This window comes from Paenibacillus sp. TY11, from assembly GCF_059772165.1.
The window spans coordinates 103,365-123,451 of record NZ_JCBAIQ010000002.1; the positions used below are offsets into that span (position 1 = coordinate 103,365).

The 20,087-nt window shown below is 45.3% G+C and carries 20 protein-coding genes; 2 read left to right on the forward strand and 18 right to left on the reverse strand.

What is annotated here, in order from left to right; translation table 11 throughout:
- Positions 1–16: 16 nt before the first annotated feature.
- From AC6EJC_RS02655 to AC6EJC_RS02675, 5 genes are all read right to left on the reverse strand, one after another.
- The gene (locus tag AC6EJC_RS02655; RefSeq protein WP_444952616.1) at positions 17–1,408 is read right to left on the reverse strand and encodes a dihydrolipoamide acetyltransferase family protein; all 1,392 of its coding nucleotides are present in this window, start codon (positions 1,406–1,408) and stop codon (positions 17–19) included.
- Positions 1,409–1,495: 87 nt separating this feature from the next.
- The gene (locus AC6EJC_RS02660) at positions 1,496–2,482 is read right to left on the reverse strand and encodes an alpha-ketoacid dehydrogenase subunit beta (RefSeq protein WP_444952617.1); all 987 of its coding nucleotides are present in this window, start codon (positions 2,480–2,482) and stop codon (positions 1,496–1,498) included.
- A 2-nt stretch (positions 2,483–2,484) separates the two neighbouring features.
- A complete protein-coding gene (locus tag AC6EJC_RS02665) occupies positions 2,485–3,513 on the reverse strand; it encodes a thiamine pyrophosphate-dependent dehydrogenase E1 component subunit alpha (protein WP_444952618.1) in 1,029 nt (342 codons plus the stop codon).
- 140 nt (positions 3,514–3,653) lie between these two features.
- The gene (gene lpdA / locus AC6EJC_RS02670; RefSeq protein ID WP_444952619.1) at positions 3,654–5,075 is read right to left on the reverse strand and encodes a dihydrolipoyl dehydrogenase; all 1,422 of its coding nucleotides are present in this window, start codon (positions 5,073–5,075) and stop codon (positions 3,654–3,656) included.
- Positions 5,076–5,195: 120 nt separating this feature from the next.
- Complete coding sequence (locus tag AC6EJC_RS02675; RefSeq protein ID WP_444952620.1) at positions 5,196–5,429, reverse strand: hypothetical protein; 234 nt, start codon at positions 5,427–5,429, stop codon at positions 5,196–5,198.
- Positions 5,430–5,637: 208 nt separating this feature from the next.
- On the opposite strand from AC6EJC_RS02675, the gene AC6EJC_RS02680 reads away from it, so the two are divergent.
- Together AC6EJC_RS02680 and AC6EJC_RS02685 are read left to right on the forward strand one after the other, a co-directional pair.
- Positions 5,638–6,234 (forward strand): thymidine kinase, encoded by a 597-nt coding sequence (locus AC6EJC_RS02680; RefSeq protein ID WP_444952621.1) that lies wholly within the window; start codon positions 5,638–5,640, stop codon positions 6,232–6,234.
- A gap of 170 nt (positions 6,235–6,404) precedes the next feature.
- Entirely contained in the window at positions 6,405–7,181 is a 777-nt protein-coding gene (locus AC6EJC_RS02685) for a sporulation protein (RefSeq protein WP_444952622.1), read from the forward strand.
- 108 nt (positions 7,182–7,289) lie between these two features.
- Here AC6EJC_RS02685 and AC6EJC_RS02690 read toward each other — a convergent pair whose 3' ends face one another.
- The 13 genes from AC6EJC_RS02690 to dxs form a co-directional block, all read right to left on the reverse strand.
- The gene (locus AC6EJC_RS02690) at positions 7,290–7,694 is read right to left on the reverse strand and encodes a hypothetical protein (RefSeq protein WP_444952623.1); all 405 of its coding nucleotides are present in this window, start codon (positions 7,692–7,694) and stop codon (positions 7,290–7,292) included.
- Between the two features lie 60 nt (positions 7,695–7,754).
- A complete protein-coding gene (locus tag AC6EJC_RS02695) occupies positions 7,755–7,937 on the reverse strand; it encodes a S26 family signal peptidase (RefSeq protein ID WP_444952624.1) in 183 nt (60 codons plus the stop codon).
- Positions 7,938–7,984: 47 nt separating this feature from the next.
- On the reverse strand, positions 7,985–8,311 hold the full coding sequence (locus AC6EJC_RS02700; RefSeq protein ID WP_444952625.1) for a hypothetical protein: 327 nt from the start codon (positions 8,309–8,311) through the stop codon (positions 7,985–7,987).
- A 166-nt stretch (positions 8,312–8,477) separates the two neighbouring features.
- On the reverse strand, positions 8,478–10,178 hold the full coding sequence (locus AC6EJC_RS02705; RefSeq protein WP_444952626.1) for a methyl-accepting chemotaxis protein: 1,701 nt from the start codon (positions 10,176–10,178) through the stop codon (positions 8,478–8,480).
- 60 nt (positions 10,179–10,238) lie between these two features.
- Positions 10,239–10,583: a TetR-like C-terminal domain-containing protein gene (locus tag AC6EJC_RS02710; protein WP_444952627.1), complete on the reverse strand. Its 345-nt coding sequence runs from the start codon at positions 10,581–10,583 to the stop codon at positions 10,239–10,241.
- A 125-nt stretch (positions 10,584–10,708) separates the two neighbouring features.
- Complete coding sequence (locus AC6EJC_RS02715; RefSeq protein WP_444952628.1) at positions 10,709–11,458, reverse strand: class I SAM-dependent methyltransferase; 750 nt, start codon at positions 11,456–11,458, stop codon at positions 10,709–10,711.
- A 610-nt stretch (positions 11,459–12,068) separates the two neighbouring features.
- Positions 12,069–12,872, reverse strand: a complete 804-nt coding sequence (gene spo0A, locus AC6EJC_RS02720) for a sporulation transcription factor Spo0A (protein ID WP_023989239.1) — start codon at positions 12,870–12,872, stop codon at positions 12,069–12,071.
- A gap of 216 nt (positions 12,873–13,088) precedes the next feature.
- Positions 13,089–14,249 (reverse strand): SpoIVB peptidase, encoded by a 1,161-nt coding sequence (gene spoIVB / locus AC6EJC_RS02725; protein WP_444952629.1) that lies wholly within the window; start codon positions 14,247–14,249, stop codon positions 13,089–13,091.
- 123 nt (positions 14,250–14,372) lie between these two features.
- Entirely contained in the window at positions 14,373–16,091 is a 1,719-nt protein-coding gene (gene recN / locus AC6EJC_RS02730) for a DNA repair protein RecN (RefSeq protein WP_444952630.1), read from the reverse strand.
- 58 nt (positions 16,092–16,149) lie between these two features.
- Positions 16,150–16,599 carry a transcriptional regulator AhrC/ArgR gene (gene ahrC / locus AC6EJC_RS02735; RefSeq protein ID WP_013310809.1) on the reverse strand — a complete coding sequence of 150 codons (450 nt, stop codon included), beginning with the start codon at positions 16,597–16,599 and terminating at the stop codon, positions 16,150–16,152.
- A gap of 16 nt (positions 16,600–16,615) precedes the next feature.
- Positions 16,616–17,092, reverse strand: coding sequence for a hypothetical protein (locus AC6EJC_RS02740; protein ID WP_444952631.1), 477 nt, complete (start codon positions 17,090–17,092; stop codon positions 16,616–16,618).
- 155 nt (positions 17,093–17,247) lie between these two features.
- Positions 17,248–18,099: a TlyA family RNA methyltransferase gene (locus AC6EJC_RS02745; protein ID WP_444952632.1), complete on the reverse strand. Its 852-nt coding sequence runs from the start codon at positions 18,097–18,099 to the stop codon at positions 17,248–17,250.
- A gap of 73 nt (positions 18,100–18,172) precedes the next feature.
- Entirely contained in the window at positions 18,173–20,071 is a 1,899-nt protein-coding gene (dxs, locus tag AC6EJC_RS02750; protein WP_444952633.1) for a 1-deoxy-D-xylulose-5-phosphate synthase, read from the reverse strand.
- Between the last annotated feature and the right edge of the window lie 16 nt (positions 20,072–20,087).

Genomic DNA, 20,087 nt, shown 5'->3' on the forward strand with positions numbered 1-20,087 from the left:
CCAACTGTTCGGATGTTTAGTACAGCTTCGTATCCAAGGTGTAGCCTTCTAGATTTTCTTTTACCCGTTGCAGGAATCGTCCGCAAATCACTCCATCCAAAATGCGATGATCCAGCGACAAGCACAGATTAGCCATCGAGCGAACCGCAATCATATCATCAATAACCACTGGTCTTTTGACAATGGATTCAAAGGTAAGAATTGCAGCCTGCGGATAGTTAATCACCGGATAAGATAGAATTGAACCAAAGGAGCCTGTGTTATTAACGGTGAACGTTCCGCCTTGCATGTCGTCCAGTTTGAGTGTGCCTTCTCGAGTTTTACGTGCCAAATCGTCAATTTCACGAGCCAATCCAGCAATATTTTTCTGGTCCGCTTTTTTAATAACAGGAGTAAGAACAGAATCCTCAGTACCCACGGCCAATGAAATATTGATGTCTCTTTTCACGATAATTTTATCCACTGCCCACACCGAATTCATGATCGGATATTCCTTGATTGCATTCACGACTGCTTTCATGAGGAAAGCTAGATACGTAATATTGATGCCTTCTTTTTGCTTGAATTCGTTTTTGATCTTGTTGCGAAGCATCACCAGGTTGGTCACATCCACTTCAATCGTCGTCCAGGCATGTGGAATTTCCGAAACACTTTGCCGCATATTGCGGGCAATTGCACTACGAATGGGTGTAACATCAATAAAATACTCGGATCTGTTATTGTTGCCACCCTCAACTTCGATCACAGGAGCTTTTGGAGCCTCCGTCAAATGAATGCCACTGTTACGAACCGGAATAGCAGGGTCCATATTTTGAATCGGTATACTATGCTGCGCGGCAGACTGCTGTCTTCCGGCAAAAGGAGAGCCTTGTCCAGATGTCGTCGCAGTCGGCTGTTCAGACACTCCAGTTGGAGCGGAACCGCCCTGTTGTACATAATTCAGCACATCTTTACGGGTAATTCGTCCGCCCATGCCCGTGCCTGTCACCTGATTCAAGTCTATGCCGTGCTGAGCAGCCAGTGTTTGCACCGCCGGGGAAAAACGTCCTCGCATGGACTGATCCGATGCGGCTCCCTGCTGAGATTGTGCTTGTACGTTGCCTTGGGATGCTGGTGCAGCAGTTGTCGCTCCTGTTGATGCCGCAGGTGCAGCCGACTTCGTCTGGATCCGGCAAATCAACTCGCCTACCGCTACCGTCTGACCTTCCTCCGCCAACAGATCACCCATAATACCGTCCAACGTGGATGGGATTTCTGCGTTCACTTTATCTGTAATGACCTCGCAAATCGGTTCGAATTGCTCTACCGTGTCACCAGGTTGTTTCAGCCATTTGGCAATTGTCGCCGATACGAGCGATTCAGCCAATTGTGGCATGGTCACGTCGTTCCATTGTGTTTGGTCTGACATTTTTTCAACTCCTTAACATCATAGAAGGGCGCGTTTTGTCGCTGCCCCGCTACACTTTTGGAATGCTCTCGTCCAATCTGCCCTATATTAATACATTGCAAGACGGCGCATGGCTTCCTTAACTTTATCCTTGTTCAACATATAAAACTTCTCCATCGGTGGACTGATCGGCATGGCTGGCACATCAGGAGCGCACAAGCGCTCAATCGGCGCATCCAGCTCGAACAGACACTCCTCATTAATAATAGCCGATACCTCGGCACCGATGCCGCCCGTTTTGTTGTCCTCATGCACGATTAATACCTTACCTGTATGTCGTGCAGCCTCAATAATGGCTTGGCGGTCCAGCGGTTGGAGTGTGCGCAAATCCACAACATGTGCGGTAATGCCCTCTTCCTTCTCCAGTTCCTCAGCAGCCTGCATGACAAAATGCAACGGCTGGCTATATCCGATGACCGTAATATCGTCACCCTCACGTAATAGATTAGCCTTGCCAATCGGAACGATATAATCATCCTCAGGCACTTCACCCTTGATCAGCTTGTAGGATTTTTTGTTTTCAAAAAACAGCACCGGATCAGGGTCACGAATGGCTGCTTTCAGCAATCCTTTTGCGTCATAAGGGGTAAATGGAGCAACAATTTTCAAACCCGGTGTACCAAAAAAGATAGATTCCGGACACTGAGAGTGATACAAACCACCAAAGATCCCACCACCGATGGGTGCACGGATCACAACAGGACAGTTCCAATCGTTGTTAGAGCGGTAGCGGATTTTAGCCGCTTCACTAATAATCTGATTCGTCGCCGGAAGCATAAAGTCCGAATATTGCATTTCGGCAATCGGCTTCATTCCGTACATGGCCGCACCAATCGCAACCCCGGCAATGGCTGACTCTGCCAATGGCGTATCCATGACACGTTGCTCACCGAATTGGTCCATGAGCCCCTTGGTCGTTGTAAAGACGCCGCCCTTCACGCCGACATCCTCACCTAATACAAAAACCGTTTCATCTTGCTCCATCTCTTCTTTCATGGCAAGACGAATCGCATCAATATATTCCATAATCGCCATAGTTACCGGCCCTCCCCATCGCTATCAGCATACACATGCAGCAGCGTATCTTCAGGTTTTGGAAAAGGCGCATTATCTGCATATTCAATCGCTTCCTTGATTTCGAGCAGCAGCTCAGCCGACAGATCCGCATCCTTGGCCTCATCCCAAATGCCGCATTCTATCAAGTAATTTTTCATGCGGGCTACGCCGTCTTTGGCCCAGTTCTCATCCACTTCCTCCTTGGTCCGGTAAGCCAGATCATTATCCGAGGTGGAGTGAGGAGACAGACGATACATCATTGCTTCGATCAGCGTAGGACCTTCACCGCGAACAGCACGTTCACGTGCTTCCTTCACAGCCGCATATACGGCAAGCGCATCATTACCATCGACTCGAATCCCGGGGAATCCGTATCCCAATGCACGGTCGCTCACCTTGCCCGCCAACTGTTTATGAATCGGAACCGATATCGCATATTGATTGTTCTCGCACATAATGATGACTGGCAGCTTCTGTACACCTGCAAAGTTACAGCCTTCGTGGAAATCCCCTTGATTGCTGGAGCCTTCCCCAAACGTAACAAACGATACTAAATCCTTTTTCTGCATCTTGGCAGCCAACGCTACACCCACTGCATGCGGAACCTGCGTCGTCACTGGGCTGGAGCCTGTCACAATACGTAACCGTTTACTACCAAAATGTCCTGGCATCTGGCGACCGCCGCTATTAGGATCATCTGCCTTGGCAAATGCCGACAGCATCAGTTCGCGCGGTGTCATTCCCACAGCCAGCACAAATCCATAATCCCGGTAATAGGGAAGAAAATAGTCCTTCTCCCGATCCAGTCCGAAAGCTGCACCTACTTGTGCCGCCTCCTGACCAATGCCGGAAACGTGGAAATTAATTTTCCCTGCCCGTTGCAGGAGCATGTTGCGCTCATCAAACCTTCTTGCGAGCAGCATATATCTGTACATATCAATAACTTGTCCGTTAGTAAGTCCCAGCTGTTCATGTCTGAAGCCAGCGTCTACAGCGCCTTTAGAACTCATTGAGGCACCTCCTTAAGTGTCAAACATCCTTCTTTCAGTACCTAGTACCATCTTGTCTTAAAACCTGGTACTAAACTCTGACTAACCTCATTATAATCCTTTTCTCCCCAAAAAGAAAAGCACCGATTTATTTGAAACGTTTATATACCTATCGCCTGCCCATCAACTGCCAGCATCGCTTCTCCCAAAATCTCCGACAACGTCGGATGCGGATGAATAAGCTGTCCGACTTCCCACGGTGTAGCATCCAGCAGTTGCGCAAGAGCGGCCTCGCTGATCAGATCCGTCACATGCGTACCGATCATATGTACACCGAGAATATCATTCGTTTCCTCGTCGGCAACCACTTTGACGAAGCCGTCCCGACTGCCATATACCAGCGATTTTCCGATGGCTTGAAAAGGGAACTTCCCTGTTTTCACCTGATGACCACGCTCACGGGCTTCTTGCTCCGTCAAGCCGACGCTCGCAGCTTCAGGACGTGTATAAATACAACGCGGAATCAGATGGTTTGGTACACTGTGAAACTCTTCGCCCGCCAGATGATGAACCGCCTGCAAACCTTCATGGCTCGCCGCATGCGCCAGTTGTAAGCCGCCGATGCAATCCCCGATCGCGTAGATATGTGGTTCATTCGTCTGCAAATGCTCATTAACCGAAATAAAGCCACGCTCTACACGGATATCCGTATTTTCCAGCCCGATATTTTCTACATTCGCCTGACGCCCTACAGAAATGAGCAGTTTAGAAGCGCTGAGGGTTTCGGTTTCTTCCCCTTTTTGCACGTCAATCTGTACGCCTTCCTCATCCTTGCCGTACGTTTCAGCCAGCACTTGCGACCCTGTCAGCACCTTGACACCACGCTTGGTTAACAGGCGCTGCATTTCACGCGAAACGTCCTCGTCTTCCGTGGGAATAAGTCGATTCGCGGCTTCAACCACCGTAACCTCCACGCCAAAATCAATTAGCATAGAAGCCCACTCCACGCCAATAACACCACCGCCCACGATAATCAGAGATGCTGGTAGCTCCTCCATCGTTAACGCTTCGTCACTGCTCAGAATAAATTCGCCATCTGGCTCTAGGCCGGACAGCACACGCGGGCGTGATCCCGTTGCAATAATGAGATGTGCAGGAACAATCATTTCCATCTCACCATCTTCTAGTTCCACAGCAACTGCCCCGCTTTTTGGAGAAAATATAGACGGCCCAATCACGCGTCCCTTACCGCTCAGTACCGTAATTTTATTTTTACGCATCAAAAATTGAACGCCCTGATGCAGCTGTTCCACAACGGCTTCCTTACGCTCCTGAACCTTGGGAAATACAAGCTGTGCTCCCGATGTCTCGATACCGTATTGTGCACTTTCTTTAATCGTGGCATATACTTCCGCACTGCGTAGCAAAGCCTTACTCGGAATGCAACCACGGTGCAGACAGGTTCCGCCAAGCTTGTCCTTTTCGATGATAACCACTTCTTTGCCTAGCTGGGCGGCACGAATGGCTGCTACATACCCCCCGGTTCCTCCACCCAAAATAGCGACATCACAATGTATAGTCATGTTTCTCCTCCATTCACAATTGATTATATATAGCTTATTGTACTCTCTTTATTTCACTGTACAAAATATAGCGTTTATGCATAGGCTACAAACCATCTTCAGTCCAGATATCTCTCCATATCATTCATACAACGCGTCTCGTAATTTGGTAGACATCCTTGGACTTTGTGCTGATTTGGCTCGCAACGCTTTGCGAAACGATTCATTTTGCTTGCGCAGCAGACTCAACTCTGTCTCCAGCTCATTGATTAACTCCTGTGCTTGCGGGCTTATCAGCCCTTGCTCCAGTAATGCTCCTTTTTTGGCACTATAATCCGTATCTTTTTCGTCCATGCCTTCCACTCTTCCCTTCATTCCACTACGCTTCACCATATCATGCCCGCGGCGGCAGAGCAATGACGACCACATTTACGTTTTAGGAATAGACATACAAAAACATGTCGAAAATCAATATATTTTCTCTAGTCTGTATACGGCTGGTTATGGTAATCTATAATGGCGTTTTCTTTCGGAGAAGAAGATTTACAGTGTTATGTACATGTTACAGAGAGGGGAATTCGCTTTGCCTACAGGACGAATTACGATTATTACAGGCCCCATGTTCAGTGAAAAATCTGGCGAATTGATTCGCCGCTGTCAAAAACTAATCCAATACGGGCATCGTAAAGTGGTAGCTTACAAACCCGCTGAAGATAACCGCTATGCCGAGGACGAAATAGTAAGCCGGATCGGATATCGGCTGCCCGCTATCTCTATCCCAAGAAAACTTACAGATGAGCTCGTTCAGCGTATTTTGCAAGAAACAAAAGATGCCGACGTGGTTGCCTTTGACGAAGTCCAGTTTTTCAGTCGTCATATTATGTCGCTTGTACAAGAGCTAGCTTATTGCGGCAAGCATGTAATTGCCGATGGGCTGAATCTGGACTACCGAGGCAAGGAGTTCGGCTATGTCGGTGGTCTGCTCGCCATGGCGGATGACATCGAGAAGCTGACTTCCTTTTGCGCTGTATGCGGTAGCTCGGAAGCAGTATTTACGCAACGTATGGTAAATGCTAAACCTTCCACTGTGGGACCTATTGTGATGATCGGGGACTCTGAGGCTTATGAGCCTCGCTGTCGAAATTGCTTTATACCTCCTCATAAAGTGAACTGCGATTAGTAGACAGATAGATCGACAAGCTGCAATATGCCTACGTGAGTACCCGTGATTTTTTTCTTGCATTTTTTTGGAACGAATCGAACCATTGCCCCGTATATCCGGTTAAGCTGTACAAGTTTTTAGTTTTCGTTTGTATATCATAACCATGAGATTATCGGGGGGACGGAATAATGAGTTTTTTCAACAAAATCTTAGCAAGCGCAGGAATTGGTTCAGCCAAAGTCGATACGCTGGTGGATCAAGCCGTATATGTACCTGGAGAAGAGCTTAGTGGCATCATGCGCATCAAAGGCGGTAAAATTGATCAGGAAATCGGCAAAATTGACATCGAACTCAAGACGGAATATATCGTAGAGCACGATGATAAAAAAACTACCACCACCTGCTGCATTGCACGGACCAAGGTGTCTGACGGCTTTCATCTAGAGCAAGGACAGGAGCTTGAAATTCCTTTTTCCTTCAGGTTGCCGCTGGAAACCCCTGTTACTCATGCCAAACAGCCCGTGTGGCTGGAAACAGCATTAGATATTGGCATGGCTTTGGACCCAACCGATCGTGACTCACTCAAAATCGAGCCGCATCCCTATATGAATACGGTGTTTGAGGCGGTTCACCTGTTAGGCTTCCGATTCCGTTCCTCCACCTGCGAACGACACCCCAAGCTTGGACGCGGTGTTCCGTATGTACAAGAATTTGAATTTACGCCCGGATCGGAATATGCACGAGATATCGAGGAGTTGGAGCTGATTATGCAGTTGGAACCCGAGGGTGTGCATGTGCTTGTAGAAGTAGACCGCAGGGGCAGAGGGTTGTCCGGTTGGCTGGAGACTGCCTTTGATATGGATGAGCGTCATGCCTGGTTGAGCTTAAGCCGGGAAGAGCTATCCTATGGACCAGATCACATCGCAGATGCGCTGGAGGAATTGATTGACAGGCAGATTCGATAACAATGTAAGGCACAAACAAAAAACTCCCAACCATTTCACTTACATACGGTTGGGAGTTTTGTTAATTATAAGAATTCTTTAATGGTGGTCCTCATTAGTCTGTATAGACTAAAGTGGCAGCATATCCTGTCTTTCCGCCTTATGCTTACACTCTTTACATACCCCATACAGCGAACCATTATCATCCGCATAGAAGGTTAATTTGTCTTCTTTTTTACAAAAGGAGCATTTTTGCTTGCCCGTGCCCTGGATTGAGTCGGACAGTCCAAATCCAGCTGGGGCCTGAATACCTGCTGCATTTGTATTCGCGCGCGGACCGGAAGATATTTTAGACTTAGATACATTTCCGGTGCGAAATTGTCGGGCGGGCTTACGAGGACGAAATAAAACGACATTACTGCCCCGCTGTTCATTCACTTGTTTGTTGCTGCTACGACCGCGCCATACCATAACAATCCAACCCAACGCCACCAACAACACGCCGACGATCACCCAAGTCAGACTATTCCACATGCTCTCATCCCTACCTTTGCTTTAAAATATATCCGAGCTTACGTCTATCTGTCGTGCTGTTCATCCGACTGTCTCAGCAATACAAAAATCATACCCTCCGGTACAACATCGAAGTCCAATGACCCTTTTTACAAATTGTACATCATTCTTCTGAAAAACGATAATATCCCCTCTATGGAAATCATTTTCCTTATAAAAATGCTTCTTATCTATTACCAAATGGTGAGAACGAAAATGACACAAATGGCTACATTACTCCCCTTGATAATAAAAATCAATAAATCTTTTTGTTAACGGATTAAACGTATCAAAGCGTTTTCGATGCGGTAATCCCTGTTTCCCGTATATTTCTTGGTCAGAGCAATCAGTTCGCTGTGAAAACAAGCCCCTGAACCGTACTTCTTTTTTATTTCTTTGGATTCAACGGTTATGTAAACTTTTAAAGCACCATATTTGGTTGCGCCAAAACAAATTTCTAATATAAATTCCTTGGTTTCTTTTTTCAAACCTTTTCTGCTTTTCAGATATTTAAAATCATTCAAAAATGGTGTAGTTATGATTTTGTCTATCGCTAACTGACGTAGGTCACTTGCTTTAAGTTCAGTCTTATTGTCCATGTCTCACTCCAGCCCAAAGAATTTCCCACCATTATAACATATCGTTCCAATCACAGGCTCTCATAGCTCCCCCTGTAATCACAACATTTAATTAAAAATAAACAGAAAAAAACCGCTCAACAATAGAGCGGCTATATCCCCGGAAACATAAAAAATGGTATACGAATTATACTGTGAATTTACCAATTTGCCCTTGCAGGTCCTCTGCCATTGTAGACAGGTTTCTTGCAGATGAAGCAATTTCCTCCATGGACGCCAGCTGTTCTTGAGTCGCAGCAGACACATGCTGTGTCCCGGCTGCAGCTTCCTCAGCAATCGCTGAAATTTGTCTGACAAAGCCAACAATCTCATCGGTACTTGCAGACATTTGCTCCGAGCCAGCAGAGACCTCTTCAATTTCACTTGCAACTTTATTAACAGTTTCCTGAATAAGTTCAAAGGATGCACCTGCATTTTGTACGACTTCTCGACCTGTCATGACATCCTTTCCATTGGACGCTACCGCCTCAATAGCATGCGTGGTATCCTTTTGAATCAATCCCACAAGCTCCGTAATTTGTTGAGCAGAATGAGCCGATTGTTCAGCCAACTTGCGCACTTCGCCTGCAACTACAGCAAATCCGCGACCATGTTCCCCTGCGCGTGCCGCTTCAATCGCAGCGTTCAAGGCAAGAAGGTTGGTCTGACTTGAAATATTCGTGATGACATCAATGATCTTGCCAATTTCGTCTGAACGCTCTCCCAATCCAGCCATGAGATCAGCCAATCCATTCATGGAGTGATTCACTGCATTCATCTGCGTAACAGCCTGTTGAATCATCTGGTTGCCTTCAGCCGATTTATGGGCCGCATCCTGAGCAGATGCAAATACATTTTGCGCACGGATGGCAATTTGTTCAACGCCGATAGACATTTCCTCAATAGCTTGGGACGATTTCGTCACCATATCTACCTGCTCCCCTGTTCCTGTAGCTACTTCTTGTACCGTTTCAGTGATTTGTGCAGAAGCTTGGCTATTTTGCTCTGCGCTGGCCGTCAATTCTTCTGAGGAAGTGGTTACCAGCTCAGTCGTCTTACTCACGGATTGAATCAATTGGCGAAGGTTCTCAACCATGGTATTAAAGGAATTTGCCAACGTACTGATCTCGTCCTTGCCTTTCACAATGATGGCTTCACCTGTAAGATCACCCGATGCAATACTTTCAGCAGCACGACTGATTCGCAAGATAGGTTTAGAAATAATTTGGGCTATGATGATCGCCATGATCAATGCTAATATAACGGCTGCAATGCTCAAAACGATAACCAATTGTCTACCTGAGATAAAGTTGTCAACAGCTTCTTTCGTAGTCTGTTTTGATCCATCTGCATTCAGCTTAATGAGCTGAATGATCATATCGTTCGCACTAGACCATAGCGCATAGGACTCTTTGTGGAGAATGCTTGATTGAACATAATCGTTAGCTTTCCCTGCAGCAATCACCTTAGGCAATTTATCCAGATATTCTGTATATTTTTTGGAAAAATCATCGTACATTTCACGTTCTTTAGGGGTAGCAATTAATTTTTCGTATGTTTTTCGGTCATCCTCAACCTTTTTTAAAAGCTTATTGTATTCCGCCTGAACCTTCTCAACTTCCGCCGGATCGCGCTCTACAATAATATTCAGGGAGAGCCGTTCTACATCAGATATTTCGCCGTTTAGCGTCCCCAGGATAGTCACACTTGGCATCCAATGGCTATCAATTTCCATCGAAGTGTCGCCTAAGTTTTTCATTCTTGAGATAGATACTGTACTAATAACGATTAATAAGATTATTACCGCAAGAAAACCCAATAACAATTTTGTTCGGATGTTAAATTTCATACATTCGCTCCTCAGTTCCCTTTATAGTAGATATTATATCGACATGAATCGACATATTCTTTATATCAAATTAAAGAGATTACAGAACTGTTTCCAAAAGGGAAGTATTTCTTCGTGATGGTAGTGCCACTGATTCTGGTTTATTTTATAAACCGCGTTGAGTATGTTCATAATTTCCAACAATTGTTCCACCATATATCGAGGAGTATGCTGAAGATCTTCGTTCACCCATTCTATGATCATCCTCAGAATAGCGTAGGCATAATAACCGGCTTGAAGTTCATGATTTATATGATTAATCTCCTGCGTATCTACAAGATCCTGTATTGGTAGTTTTTTAAGCTCATTACAAATCTGCTTCCTCGCTGTAATGGCATACCTGATACTACCTAGACCGCACCCCACTGATGTGTTCGAACTTTATAACGAAGAAATGCAAACGTAATTATAGATGCAAGCCTATCAAATCCATTCTATTAAGCATTGTAAACAAAAAAAGGATACCTCAAAAACGGGTATCCCTTTATGTTTTACTTCCTAGCAATCACCATAAATCGTTCTGAATTTGTCCTTATTCCTATTTTGGTTTGATTGTCCAAAATAAATTGTTGGAGTATTTGAAAATCAATTTCTTTTTCTCCGAAGTTAGGAATAATTGGAGTGTGTTTCAAGAGGAATATTAAGTCTGCAGGAGTCTGATAATATTCGGTTGCATTGAATTCAAATGACTGTATATCGTTAAAGCCCGCATCACTTAATTCGGTAATATATTGAGCTTTTAACGAGCCTTTCTTAGCACCCAATGCCTGTCCTCTTCCAAACGCTTCTTTAATATTTAATTTGTCGTTTTCGCTTACTTGTTGTGTCAGGAACATACCACCCTTTACTAACACCTTTGCTATTTCTTTTGCATAGAAACACGAATGTCTAGAAGAGATTACATTAAAGAAGTGCTCAGGAAAATTAAGATTTTCAGCATCCATCTGGAGAAAACGAACATTTGCTATGTCTGATTCAGCAGAATTCTTGGTTGCTGTTTCAATCATTCCAGTGGAATGATCAATCCCAACTAGAAGTAATGCAGAATCTGCTATTGATAAAATTGCCTCCCCGCCGCCAGTACCGATGTCAAGCAATATATCCGACTTCTTGCATGTCTTCGCTACTTCATTGTAGAAGTCCCATTTTACTCCTTTGGAGATACATTTCACATTGCTGAAATCCCATCCTTTGATTTTTCCAACCTTATCATAAAACTCTTTATACTCTATTGAATTCATTTTTCTTCCACCTTCCAATTAAGGATAAAAACTACGGGGTAGCAGACCGATATCATTCAGAATTTTAGTTTTTTTTGTAGTCAAAAGGATAGACTTCCCCCTTGACGGCTGGTACGCGTTTTTTCCAGCCCGGAAACTAAATACCTCGAACAATACGGAAAGACATCCGATTCACCTCATTTGAAAGATTGTTTTAATTATATTTCTAATAGAACTTGTCGATCAAGTAATAGTTCAATAATAATTCTTTATAACTTTCTCCCTTGATAGAACGACCACTGATAGCAATGGAAATGACCATAATTGAAGAAAACTTTAAATTGGTAATGTAGTTGCTTTAAGATCTGCTCGTAGCTGTTTTAGGAACAAGATTCTTAGATGAACAGTAAAACATTAAATTATCGTTGAAATTCAAAATCGTTCATAAAAAATACCGCTCCTTTACTGGTCTTTGGAAGAACCAATAAATAGGCGGTATTAGTTGGTCTACTATTCAGAAGTTTATCGGTATCCGGACGGCTGTTTTAGAGATTAGTAGCCATCCCTGCAATTATCATTGACAAACGCCAAAACACAAAAATCCGTTGCTCCGTCAATCATTCTGACCCTTTCAGGACACCTTGTTCTCAATTCTCAGCTTATCTGCCACCATCGCTATGAACTCTGAATTGGTTGGTTTGGACTTACTGATATTAATGGTGTAACCGAACAGGTGTGAGATGCTGTCGATATTTCCACGGGTCCATGCTACCTCGATGGCATGACGAATGGCGCGTTCTACGCGGGATGCCGTCGTTTTGAACTTTTCGGCGATTGCCGGATATAATGTCTTGGTGATGGCTCCCAAAATTTCGATATTATTGTACACCATCGTAATGGCTTCGCGTAAATATTGATAGCCCTTGATGTGAGCGGGTACACCAATTTCATGTATGATGGCTGTGATACTGGCATCCAGGTTTTTCGTCTTACCCATAGGTACAACGTTGGAACGCATGGATGAAATGGTCACCGGACTGCTGCTGACTAACTGCGGTCCAACCAATTGGCGAACACGGTTAGCAAGCACTTCCATGTCAAACGGCTTCAAAATATAATAAGATGCCCCGAGCTGTACTGCCCTCTGTGTAATATTTTCTTGACCGAATGCAGTCAGCATAATGATTTTCGGCTGTGGAGTCAGGTTCATTTCTCTTAAACGTTCCAATACACCGAGACCATCCAGATGAGGCATAATAATATCTAAAATAAGTACATCAGGTATGTTGCGGGATTCTGCGATGCGTTGGAGCACTTCTTCGCCATTATAGGCGATTCCTGTAACTTCCATATCCTCCTGATCGGAAATATATTCAGCAAGCAAATTCGTAAATTCCCGGTTGTCATCAGCCAACAATACCTCAATTTTTTGCAATGTACTTCCTCCTTATTGAGTGTTATTCCATTGGGATATCTGTTTACAGTAAATAAATATTTCTTGTCGGAGTATATGATTTCGACATCGAATTATGAATTCCTTCTGTCGAAAATTATTTTTATTTATTTTTTTTATAGTTTCCATTATAATTAAATTTTTATCTTGCAATTATGAGCTATTCCCCTCCTTTTCGACAAAAAAATCTTAAGGCCACTAGCTCGCCTTAAGATTAGAGGATGATTTCAAGCTCAAGTTATTTTGCATGATACCTGCATCGCGCAGCATCCATTCGATAAAACAACCGTAACCTGATTTCGGATCATTAACAAATACATGTGTCACAGCCCCGATAAGCTTGCCATTTTGGATAATCGGACTACCGCTCATTCCTTGCACAATTCCCCCGGTCTTATCCAGCAGCTTTGGATCTATGATACGGATCACAAGTCCTTTGGTTGCTGGTTTATCCTGTTGAGAAATGTGTACAATTTCTGCCTGAAAACGCTGAATTTGTTGACCTTCTAGTACAGTCAAAATTTCTGCCGGTCCTTCCTTTACTTCATTCGCAAGAGCCACCGGAATGGGCGTTGAATATAATCCATATTGCGGCTCATCTGACATTTTCCCGAAAATTCCGAAGTTCGTATTTCGTTCAATATTTCCTAATACCCGATGATCTTTGAGAAAATGAGCGCGTTTTTCTCCTGGTTCCCCACTTTGGCTTTTCGCAATTGACGTCACATTGGATTGCACTATCTCTCCGCTACCCACGACAATGGGGGTTTGAGTATTCATATCGGTAATTACGTGACCCAAGGCCCCGTAAACACCCTGGTCTGGTGCGTAAAACGTTAATGTTCCTACACCTGCAGCCGAGTCCCTAATATACAACCCAAGCCGCCACGCTTTATCATCTTGATCATATGCGGGTGTTAACTTGGTGGAAATCGTCTGCTCCCCTCGACAAAGCGTGATGTCTAGCGGCTTTTTGTTCTTACCTGCTTCTTCTACTGCCTCCGCAACCCTTGCCAGGCTATTGAGTGGCTTGCCGTTCATGTGTGTAATCCGGTCCCCTAGGCGAATCCCTGCTGTCTCACCAGGTGACACCTTACGATCATTACTTTCCTGAATGATATGGTGACCAACGACAAGCACTCCTGAAGATTTTACTTTAACCCCAATCGTCTGACCCCCCGGGTATACTTTTAAATCGGGAATCACGCTTTCTTGGGTTGTCTTCATGCTTTTAGAGCCGAACAAATCCAAAGAAGCTTGTGGAGGCAGCGCTGCTTGCACATGCTGAGCATTACCGATAGAACACATAAGAAAAACAAGCAAAAGACCGAGCAATTTGATCCTGGAGTAAAAATTCAATGGCTGTCACGCTCCCTTTGCTTCTTTCGCTTGACGAGTAAAGGTGGTCGCCAATTGCGTACCTATAAGGTAACCTTGCCCCCAGGCTTTTATAACTGTTAAACATTACGCCAGCCGCTCTTTTCAGGCTTTCTTTCCTTCCGCCAAATTCAGCATTTCCTGTGCGTGATGCAATGTTTTTTCGGTAATTTCCACGCCGCCCAGCATCCGTGCCAATTCCTTTACACGCCCGTCCTCCGTTAGTCCTTCAATTTGTGTCATGGTCCGTCCATCATGAACATTTTTCTCAATAAGGTACTGATGATCTGCCATACATGCCACCTGCGGCAAATGAGTAATGGAAAACACCTGACAAACGGAAGACAAACGATACAGCTTCTCAGCAATGGATTGAGCTGCACGACCACTCACCCCGGTATCCACCTCGTCAAAAATGAGTACCGGAATTTGATCATGACGCGCAAAAATACTTTTCATTGCCAACATGATACGTGATAACTCACCGCCTGAAGCGATCTTACCAAGTGGACGGAGTGGCTCACCGGGATTAGGGGAAATGAGAAATTCCGCATTATCAATGCCCTGCTTAGTAGGTCGTACCTTTAGACCTTTATACTCATATCCTCGTGGATCTTCAATTGGATCAATGCGCACCTTGAGTGACGTTCTTTCCATCTGAAGGTCTTTTAACTCCTGCTCCACTTGCTCTGCAAGCTCTTCAGCACAAATTTCACGAGCTTCTGTAAGTTCTTCCGCAATCTCCAGCAAATCCGAAAGTAACTCATCCCGCTTTGCAATGAGCTGCTCCAGCCGCTCATCTTTATTTTCCAACAGATCGGTTTCCTGCTCAATACGGCTATAGTATTCCAAAATCTGCTCTATATTATCACCATATTTTCGCTGTAATCCGGTAATTTGATTCAAACGTTGCTCCACTTCATGCAGCTTGCCCGGATTAAATTCTATATCCTCACGATAAGAACGTAATTGGAATGCTGCATCCTCCAACTGGTAAAAAGCAGACTGAATTTGCTCCGCAATGGGCTGAAGGCTTTTGCTGTCGTAGCTTTGGACATCGTTCAATCTGGACAACACGTTATTGATCGTATCCAGCCCACCTCTGCCGCTTAGCAGTTCGTATGCTCCGGATATCCCATCCATCATTTTCTCACTATGGGATAGCTTGACCCGTTCCTCTGACAATAATTCATCTTCTCCCAATTTCAACTCCGCCGCAGCGATCTCTTCTAATTGAAACCGGTACATATCCAATAGCTGATAAGCCTTTTGACTGGAGCTTTGCAATTCTCTTACTTCTTTTTCCGCTTTGACAAAAGCATTGTAGCGCTCCCGGTAAAGCGCTTTGACTGGACCGATGACCGAATCACCGAACGTATCCAGCAGCGTCAGATGGCGATCTGCACGTAGCAGGCTTTGATGCTCATGCTGCCCGTGGATATTGACGAGTTGCTCACCTACCTCACGCAGCATCGTTAAATTAACCATCTGACCGTTAATTCGAGAAGAGCTTTTCCCCTGAACCGTAAGTTCGCGACGAATCAGCAAATGCTCTTCCGCATTAGCCTTAATCCCTTGTTGTTCCAGTGTATTCCAAACTGGATGTTTTACCGGCAGTTCAAACAAGGCTTCTATCTCTGCTTTATCACAACCGTAACGCACTAGGTCAGCAGAGCCCCTACCTCCTGCAATCAGCCCAAGCGCATCGATAATAATGGATTTACCAGCACCTGTTTCCCCGCTCAATACATGAAATCCTTTATAAAAATGAACATCGACAGCCTCTACAACTGCCAAATTCCGTATAGACAAAGTGACAAGCATCGTTCTTTCACCTCTATGATGTACAAATTAAAACGCCTAATATGCGTAGTCATTATTATTAGGAAATGTAGCCCATAAGACGATTCACGATAGCTTCGCTGTTTTCTTCCGATCGGCAAATAATCAAAATGGTGTCATCCCCGCTAATCGTACCCATAATCTCAGACCATTCAATATTGTCTAATAAAGCTGCAATGGAGTTGGCTGTTCCCGGCAGGCACTTCATCACAATCAAATTGGTTGTGTAGTCAATATGCAAAAAGTTATCGACCAACGTACGTTTCAGTTTCTGAGCCGGATTGTAGCGCTGATCTGAAGGCATCGAATATTTATATCTGCCATCGTCCATTGGAACTTTGATGAGCAGCAACTCCTTGATATCCCGCGATACAGTCGCCTGAGTGACCTGAAAACCAGCCTTACGCAATGCTTCAACAAGATCATCCTGCGTCTCAATCTCATGTTGGGAAATAATTTCCCTGATTTTAATATGTCGTTGACCCTTCATATAATCCTCCTATGAACTAACCTTCATATTCCTCTTCTTCGAGGTCTTCCACTAATGTAATAAGGCGAATACTTCGCTCGTCCGTATCAACGTACAATACACCCGCGCAACCTTGATAGAGTAACAAATACGGCATGAGCCTGTCCCGTAAATCAGGACCGCTCCACTCCATTGGTTTCTTACGGCGTGACGTTTTGACCATATATGTCGAACCGTTTCGTACAGCCACGTAGTCTATAAACAAACGGCTATACACGGTATGTCCATTCACTTTAAAAGCAAGCGGTATTTTCATTTTCCCGCCCACCACTTCATATCCTGCGTCTTCCAGTAGATCCACTGCAGGTCCTTCGCTCAGATCCTCGTTAATCGGTATCGTCTTTAGCACAAGCGGTCCCGGCTCCTTCAACCAGGCACGCAGGCTATATAAAGCCCATATCCCTAATATCACCCCAATCACGGTGATGATAACCGTATCATATCGCGTGTCCATGGACCGATCACCTCATGGACATATTCTAGGACAAGACGCAAAATTCCTTTTCCTCTGTACATCTCATTATAGGCGAACGTGAGTTCTATAATCAATCCCTCACACCAAAAAGAGGTTCTCTTAAGTTCACAGAACTCATGGAGAACCCCTGAATGTTACTTGCGCGACGGTCCATTATTAAAAGTCTGACCTGCTTCCTGAACTGTACGTTCAATCAGTGGACTGAAATCCATCTTCTCCAGCTGCGATTCTGCGGCCGGAAGCCCATCCAAACGCCAATGCGCTAAAAATTCAATATTGCCTTCTCCACCTGTAATAGGGGAATAGGCCAAGCCTTGTAGCGTAAGGCCAAGCTCATGTGCAAACATCAGGATGGTCTGCAACACTTCTTTATGCGTAGCAGGGTCACGGACCACACCGGATTTTCCGACCTTTTCGCGTCCAGCTTCGAATTGCGGCTTGATTAGAGCTACAATATCAGCAGGTTGATGCAACAATGCAAGCAACGGGGGCAAAATAATACGTAACGAAATAAAAGAAACGTCAATACTCGCGAAATTCGGCACAGGACCGTTCAAATCCGCAGGCGTCATATATCTGAAATTCGTTTTCTCCATTACGCATACCCGTTCATCATTACGAAGCGACCAATCCAGCTGATTATAACCCACATCAATGGCATATACGTATTCCGCTCCATGCTGAAGCGCACAATCCGTAAAACCTCCAGTGGACGAGCCAATATCCAGCATCGTCCTGCCCTTCATATCCATCTCGAATTGACGGATGGCCTTTTCCAGCTTCAATCCTCCACGGCTTACATACGGATGCACCGAACCCTTAACTTTAAGCTCGCTGGCGCGTGGTACCTTCATCCCCGCCTTCTCGATCCGTTCGCTGTCCGCTAACACTAGACCTGCCATGATCGCGGCTTTAGCTTTTTCACGGCTTTCAAAAAAGCCTTGTTCTACAAGCAATACATCAATGCGTTCCTTCGGAACAGACATGTTAATCTCCCTTTAGGCAGCCAGGCTGCTCTTGTCATACTTTTATATAATCAAGGTCTTCACTTTAAGTTATCTATACTGATTGTCCCATGCCATATGCTGGCTCAGCAGCCCATTTACGCAACTTTAAGCACACAGCTTCAACGGTAAGGCCCACTTCAGCACGTTGCTCTTTGATGGAGCCATGCTCCACGAACAAATCGGGAATGCCCATTAGGCGCACCTGTGCATCTTGTATTTCTTCTTTAGCGTAAAATTCCAGCACAGCGCTACCCAAACTTCCCGCTTCAGAAGCTTCTTCCAGTACGATCAGCTTCGTATGCTGACGAGCCAGCTCACGCAACATCTCCTCATCCAAAGGCTTGAGGAAACGGGCATTCACGACGCCCACTTGCAAACCCTCCCGCTTCATCGCTTCCGCAGCCTCTGTGGCCACCTGGAGCATCGGTCCCGAAGCGATTACAGCAAAGCCCTCCCCCTTACGCAGAAGCTCCCAACTGCCGATGGGTATAGCTTGCAATTCTTTATCCAATGGCACGCCAACCACATTAACACGTGGGTAACGGTAAGCAATTGGACCATCGTCGTAGTCGAGCGCTGTTTTCATCATATGGCGTAGCTCGTTTTCATCCTTTGGCATCATAAGCACAAGATTCGGGATATGACGCAAGAATGCCACATCAAACACGCCATGATGAGTTTCACCGTCAGCCCCAACAAAACCAGCACGGTCAATCGCGAACATCACGTTCGCATTATGACGACAGATATCATGCACAATTTGGTCATATGCACGCTGCATAAAAGTGGAGTACACCGCAAACACCGGCTTCATCCCTTCCATTGCCAATGCAGCACACATGGTAGCTGCATGCTGCTCAGCAATGCCGACGTCAATCATACGTGTAGGAAACTCCTTACTAAACGGTACCAGTCCCGATCCACCAGGCATAGCAGGTGTAACCGCAATGATGCGCTCATCCTGCTCAGCCAGCTCAATCAGCGTCCGGCCGAAAATTTCCGTATACATCGGATTGCCCACAGCTTTGAGTACCTGACCTGATTCAATTTTATAGGGACTGATTCCGTGCCATTTGTGGGAATCTGCCTCCGCAGGCTTATACCCCTTGCCCTTGGTGGTTACGACATGCACCAATACAGGGCCAGTGACGTTATCAGCCTGCTGGAAGGTTTCGATTAGCTTAGGCAAATCATGTCCGTCCACCGGACCAAGATACGTAAGTCCCAGCTCCTCAAACAGCACACCCGGTACCATCATATATTTAAGACTGTCCTTGACACGGCCAGCCGATTTGGCAAGTTTACCGCCTATAGCGGGTATTTTTTTCAGTAAAACTTCCAGCTCATCCTTTGCCCGCAGATAATGACGGTCCGAGCGGATTTTGCTCAAATAATTATGCATGGCCCCTACATTCGGTGCTATTGACATTTCATTGTCATTCAGAATGACCATCAAATTTTTACGTTCATGACCGATGTGGTTTAATGCTTCAAAGGCCATGCCTCCAGTCAATGCTCCATCCCCGATCATCGCAATAACTTTATTGTCCTCGCCCTTCAAATCTCGAGCCAGGGCCATTCCAATTGCAGCCGACAGAGAAGTGCTGCTATGACCAGCTTCCCAGACATCATGCTCGCTCTCGCCTCTTTTTACAAAACCACAAAGTCCATCACGCTGACGAAGGGTGTCAAAACGATCCATTCGCCCGGTCAATATTTTGTGTACGTAGGCTTGGTGCCCTACGTCATAAATCATCTTGTCCTTCGGACTGTTATAGCAATAATGCAGGGCGATCGTGAGCTCAACCACTCCCAGATTCGATGCCAGATGCCCCCCAGTCACGGACAGCTTCTCAATCAAAAAGCTCCTGATTTCCTCGGCTAGAGAAGCCAACTCCTCAACCGACAGTGATTTCAGATCGCCTGGTTGCTTTATGTGTGGAAGCAGCACGCATATCTCCCCGCTT

Excerpts from the sequence above, each read along its gene's own strand:
- AC6EJC_RS02655 (WP_444952616.1), bottom strand. The coding sequence starts at position 1,408 with ATGTCAGACCAAACACAATGGAACGACGTGACCATGCCACAATTGGCT.
- AC6EJC_RS02660 (WP_444952617.1), bottom strand. The coding sequence starts at position 2,482 with ATGGCGATTATGGAATATATTGATGCGATTCGTCTTGCCATGAAAGAA.
- AC6EJC_RS02665 (WP_444952618.1), bottom strand. The coding sequence starts at position 3,513 with ATGAGTTCTAAAGGCGCTGTAGACGCTGGCTTCAGACATGAACAGCTG.
- lpdA (WP_444952619.1), bottom strand. The coding sequence starts at position 5,075 with ATGACTATACATTGTGATGTCGCTATTTTGGGTGGAGGAACCGGGGGG.
- AC6EJC_RS02675 (WP_444952620.1), bottom strand. The coding sequence starts at position 5,429 with ATGAAGGGAAGAGTGGAAGGCATGGACGAAAAAGATACGGATTATAGT.
- AC6EJC_RS02685 (WP_444952622.1), top strand. The coding sequence starts at position 6,405 with ATGAGTTTTTTCAACAAAATCTTAGCAAGCGCAGGAATTGGTTCAGCC.
- AC6EJC_RS02690 (WP_444952623.1), bottom strand. The coding sequence starts at position 7,694 with ATGTGGAATAGTCTGACTTGGGTGATCGTCGGCGTGTTGTTGGTGGCG.
- AC6EJC_RS02700 (WP_444952625.1), bottom strand. The coding sequence starts at position 8,311 with ATGGACAATAAGACTGAACTTAAAGCAAGTGACCTACGTCAGTTAGCG.
- AC6EJC_RS02705 (WP_444952626.1), bottom strand. The coding sequence starts at position 10,178 with ATGAAATTTAACATCCGAACAAAATTGTTATTGGGTTTTCTTGCGGTA.
- AC6EJC_RS02715 (WP_444952628.1), bottom strand. The coding sequence starts at position 11,458 with ATGAATTCAATAGAGTATAAAGAGTTTTATGATAAGGTTGGAAAAATC.
- recN (WP_444952630.1), bottom strand. The coding sequence starts at position 16,091 with ATGCTTGTCACTTTGTCTATACGGAATTTGGCAGTTGTAGAGGCTGTC.
- ahrC (WP_013310809.1), bottom strand. The coding sequence starts at position 16,599 with ATGAAGGGTCAACGACATATTAAAATCAGGGAAATTATTTCCCAACAT.
- AC6EJC_RS02740 (WP_444952631.1), bottom strand. The coding sequence starts at position 17,092 with ATGGACACGCGATATGATACGGTTATCATCACCGTGATTGGGGTGATA.
- AC6EJC_RS02745 (WP_444952632.1), bottom strand. The coding sequence starts at position 18,099 with ATGTCTGTTCCGAAGGAACGCATTGATGTATTGCTTGTAGAACAAGGC.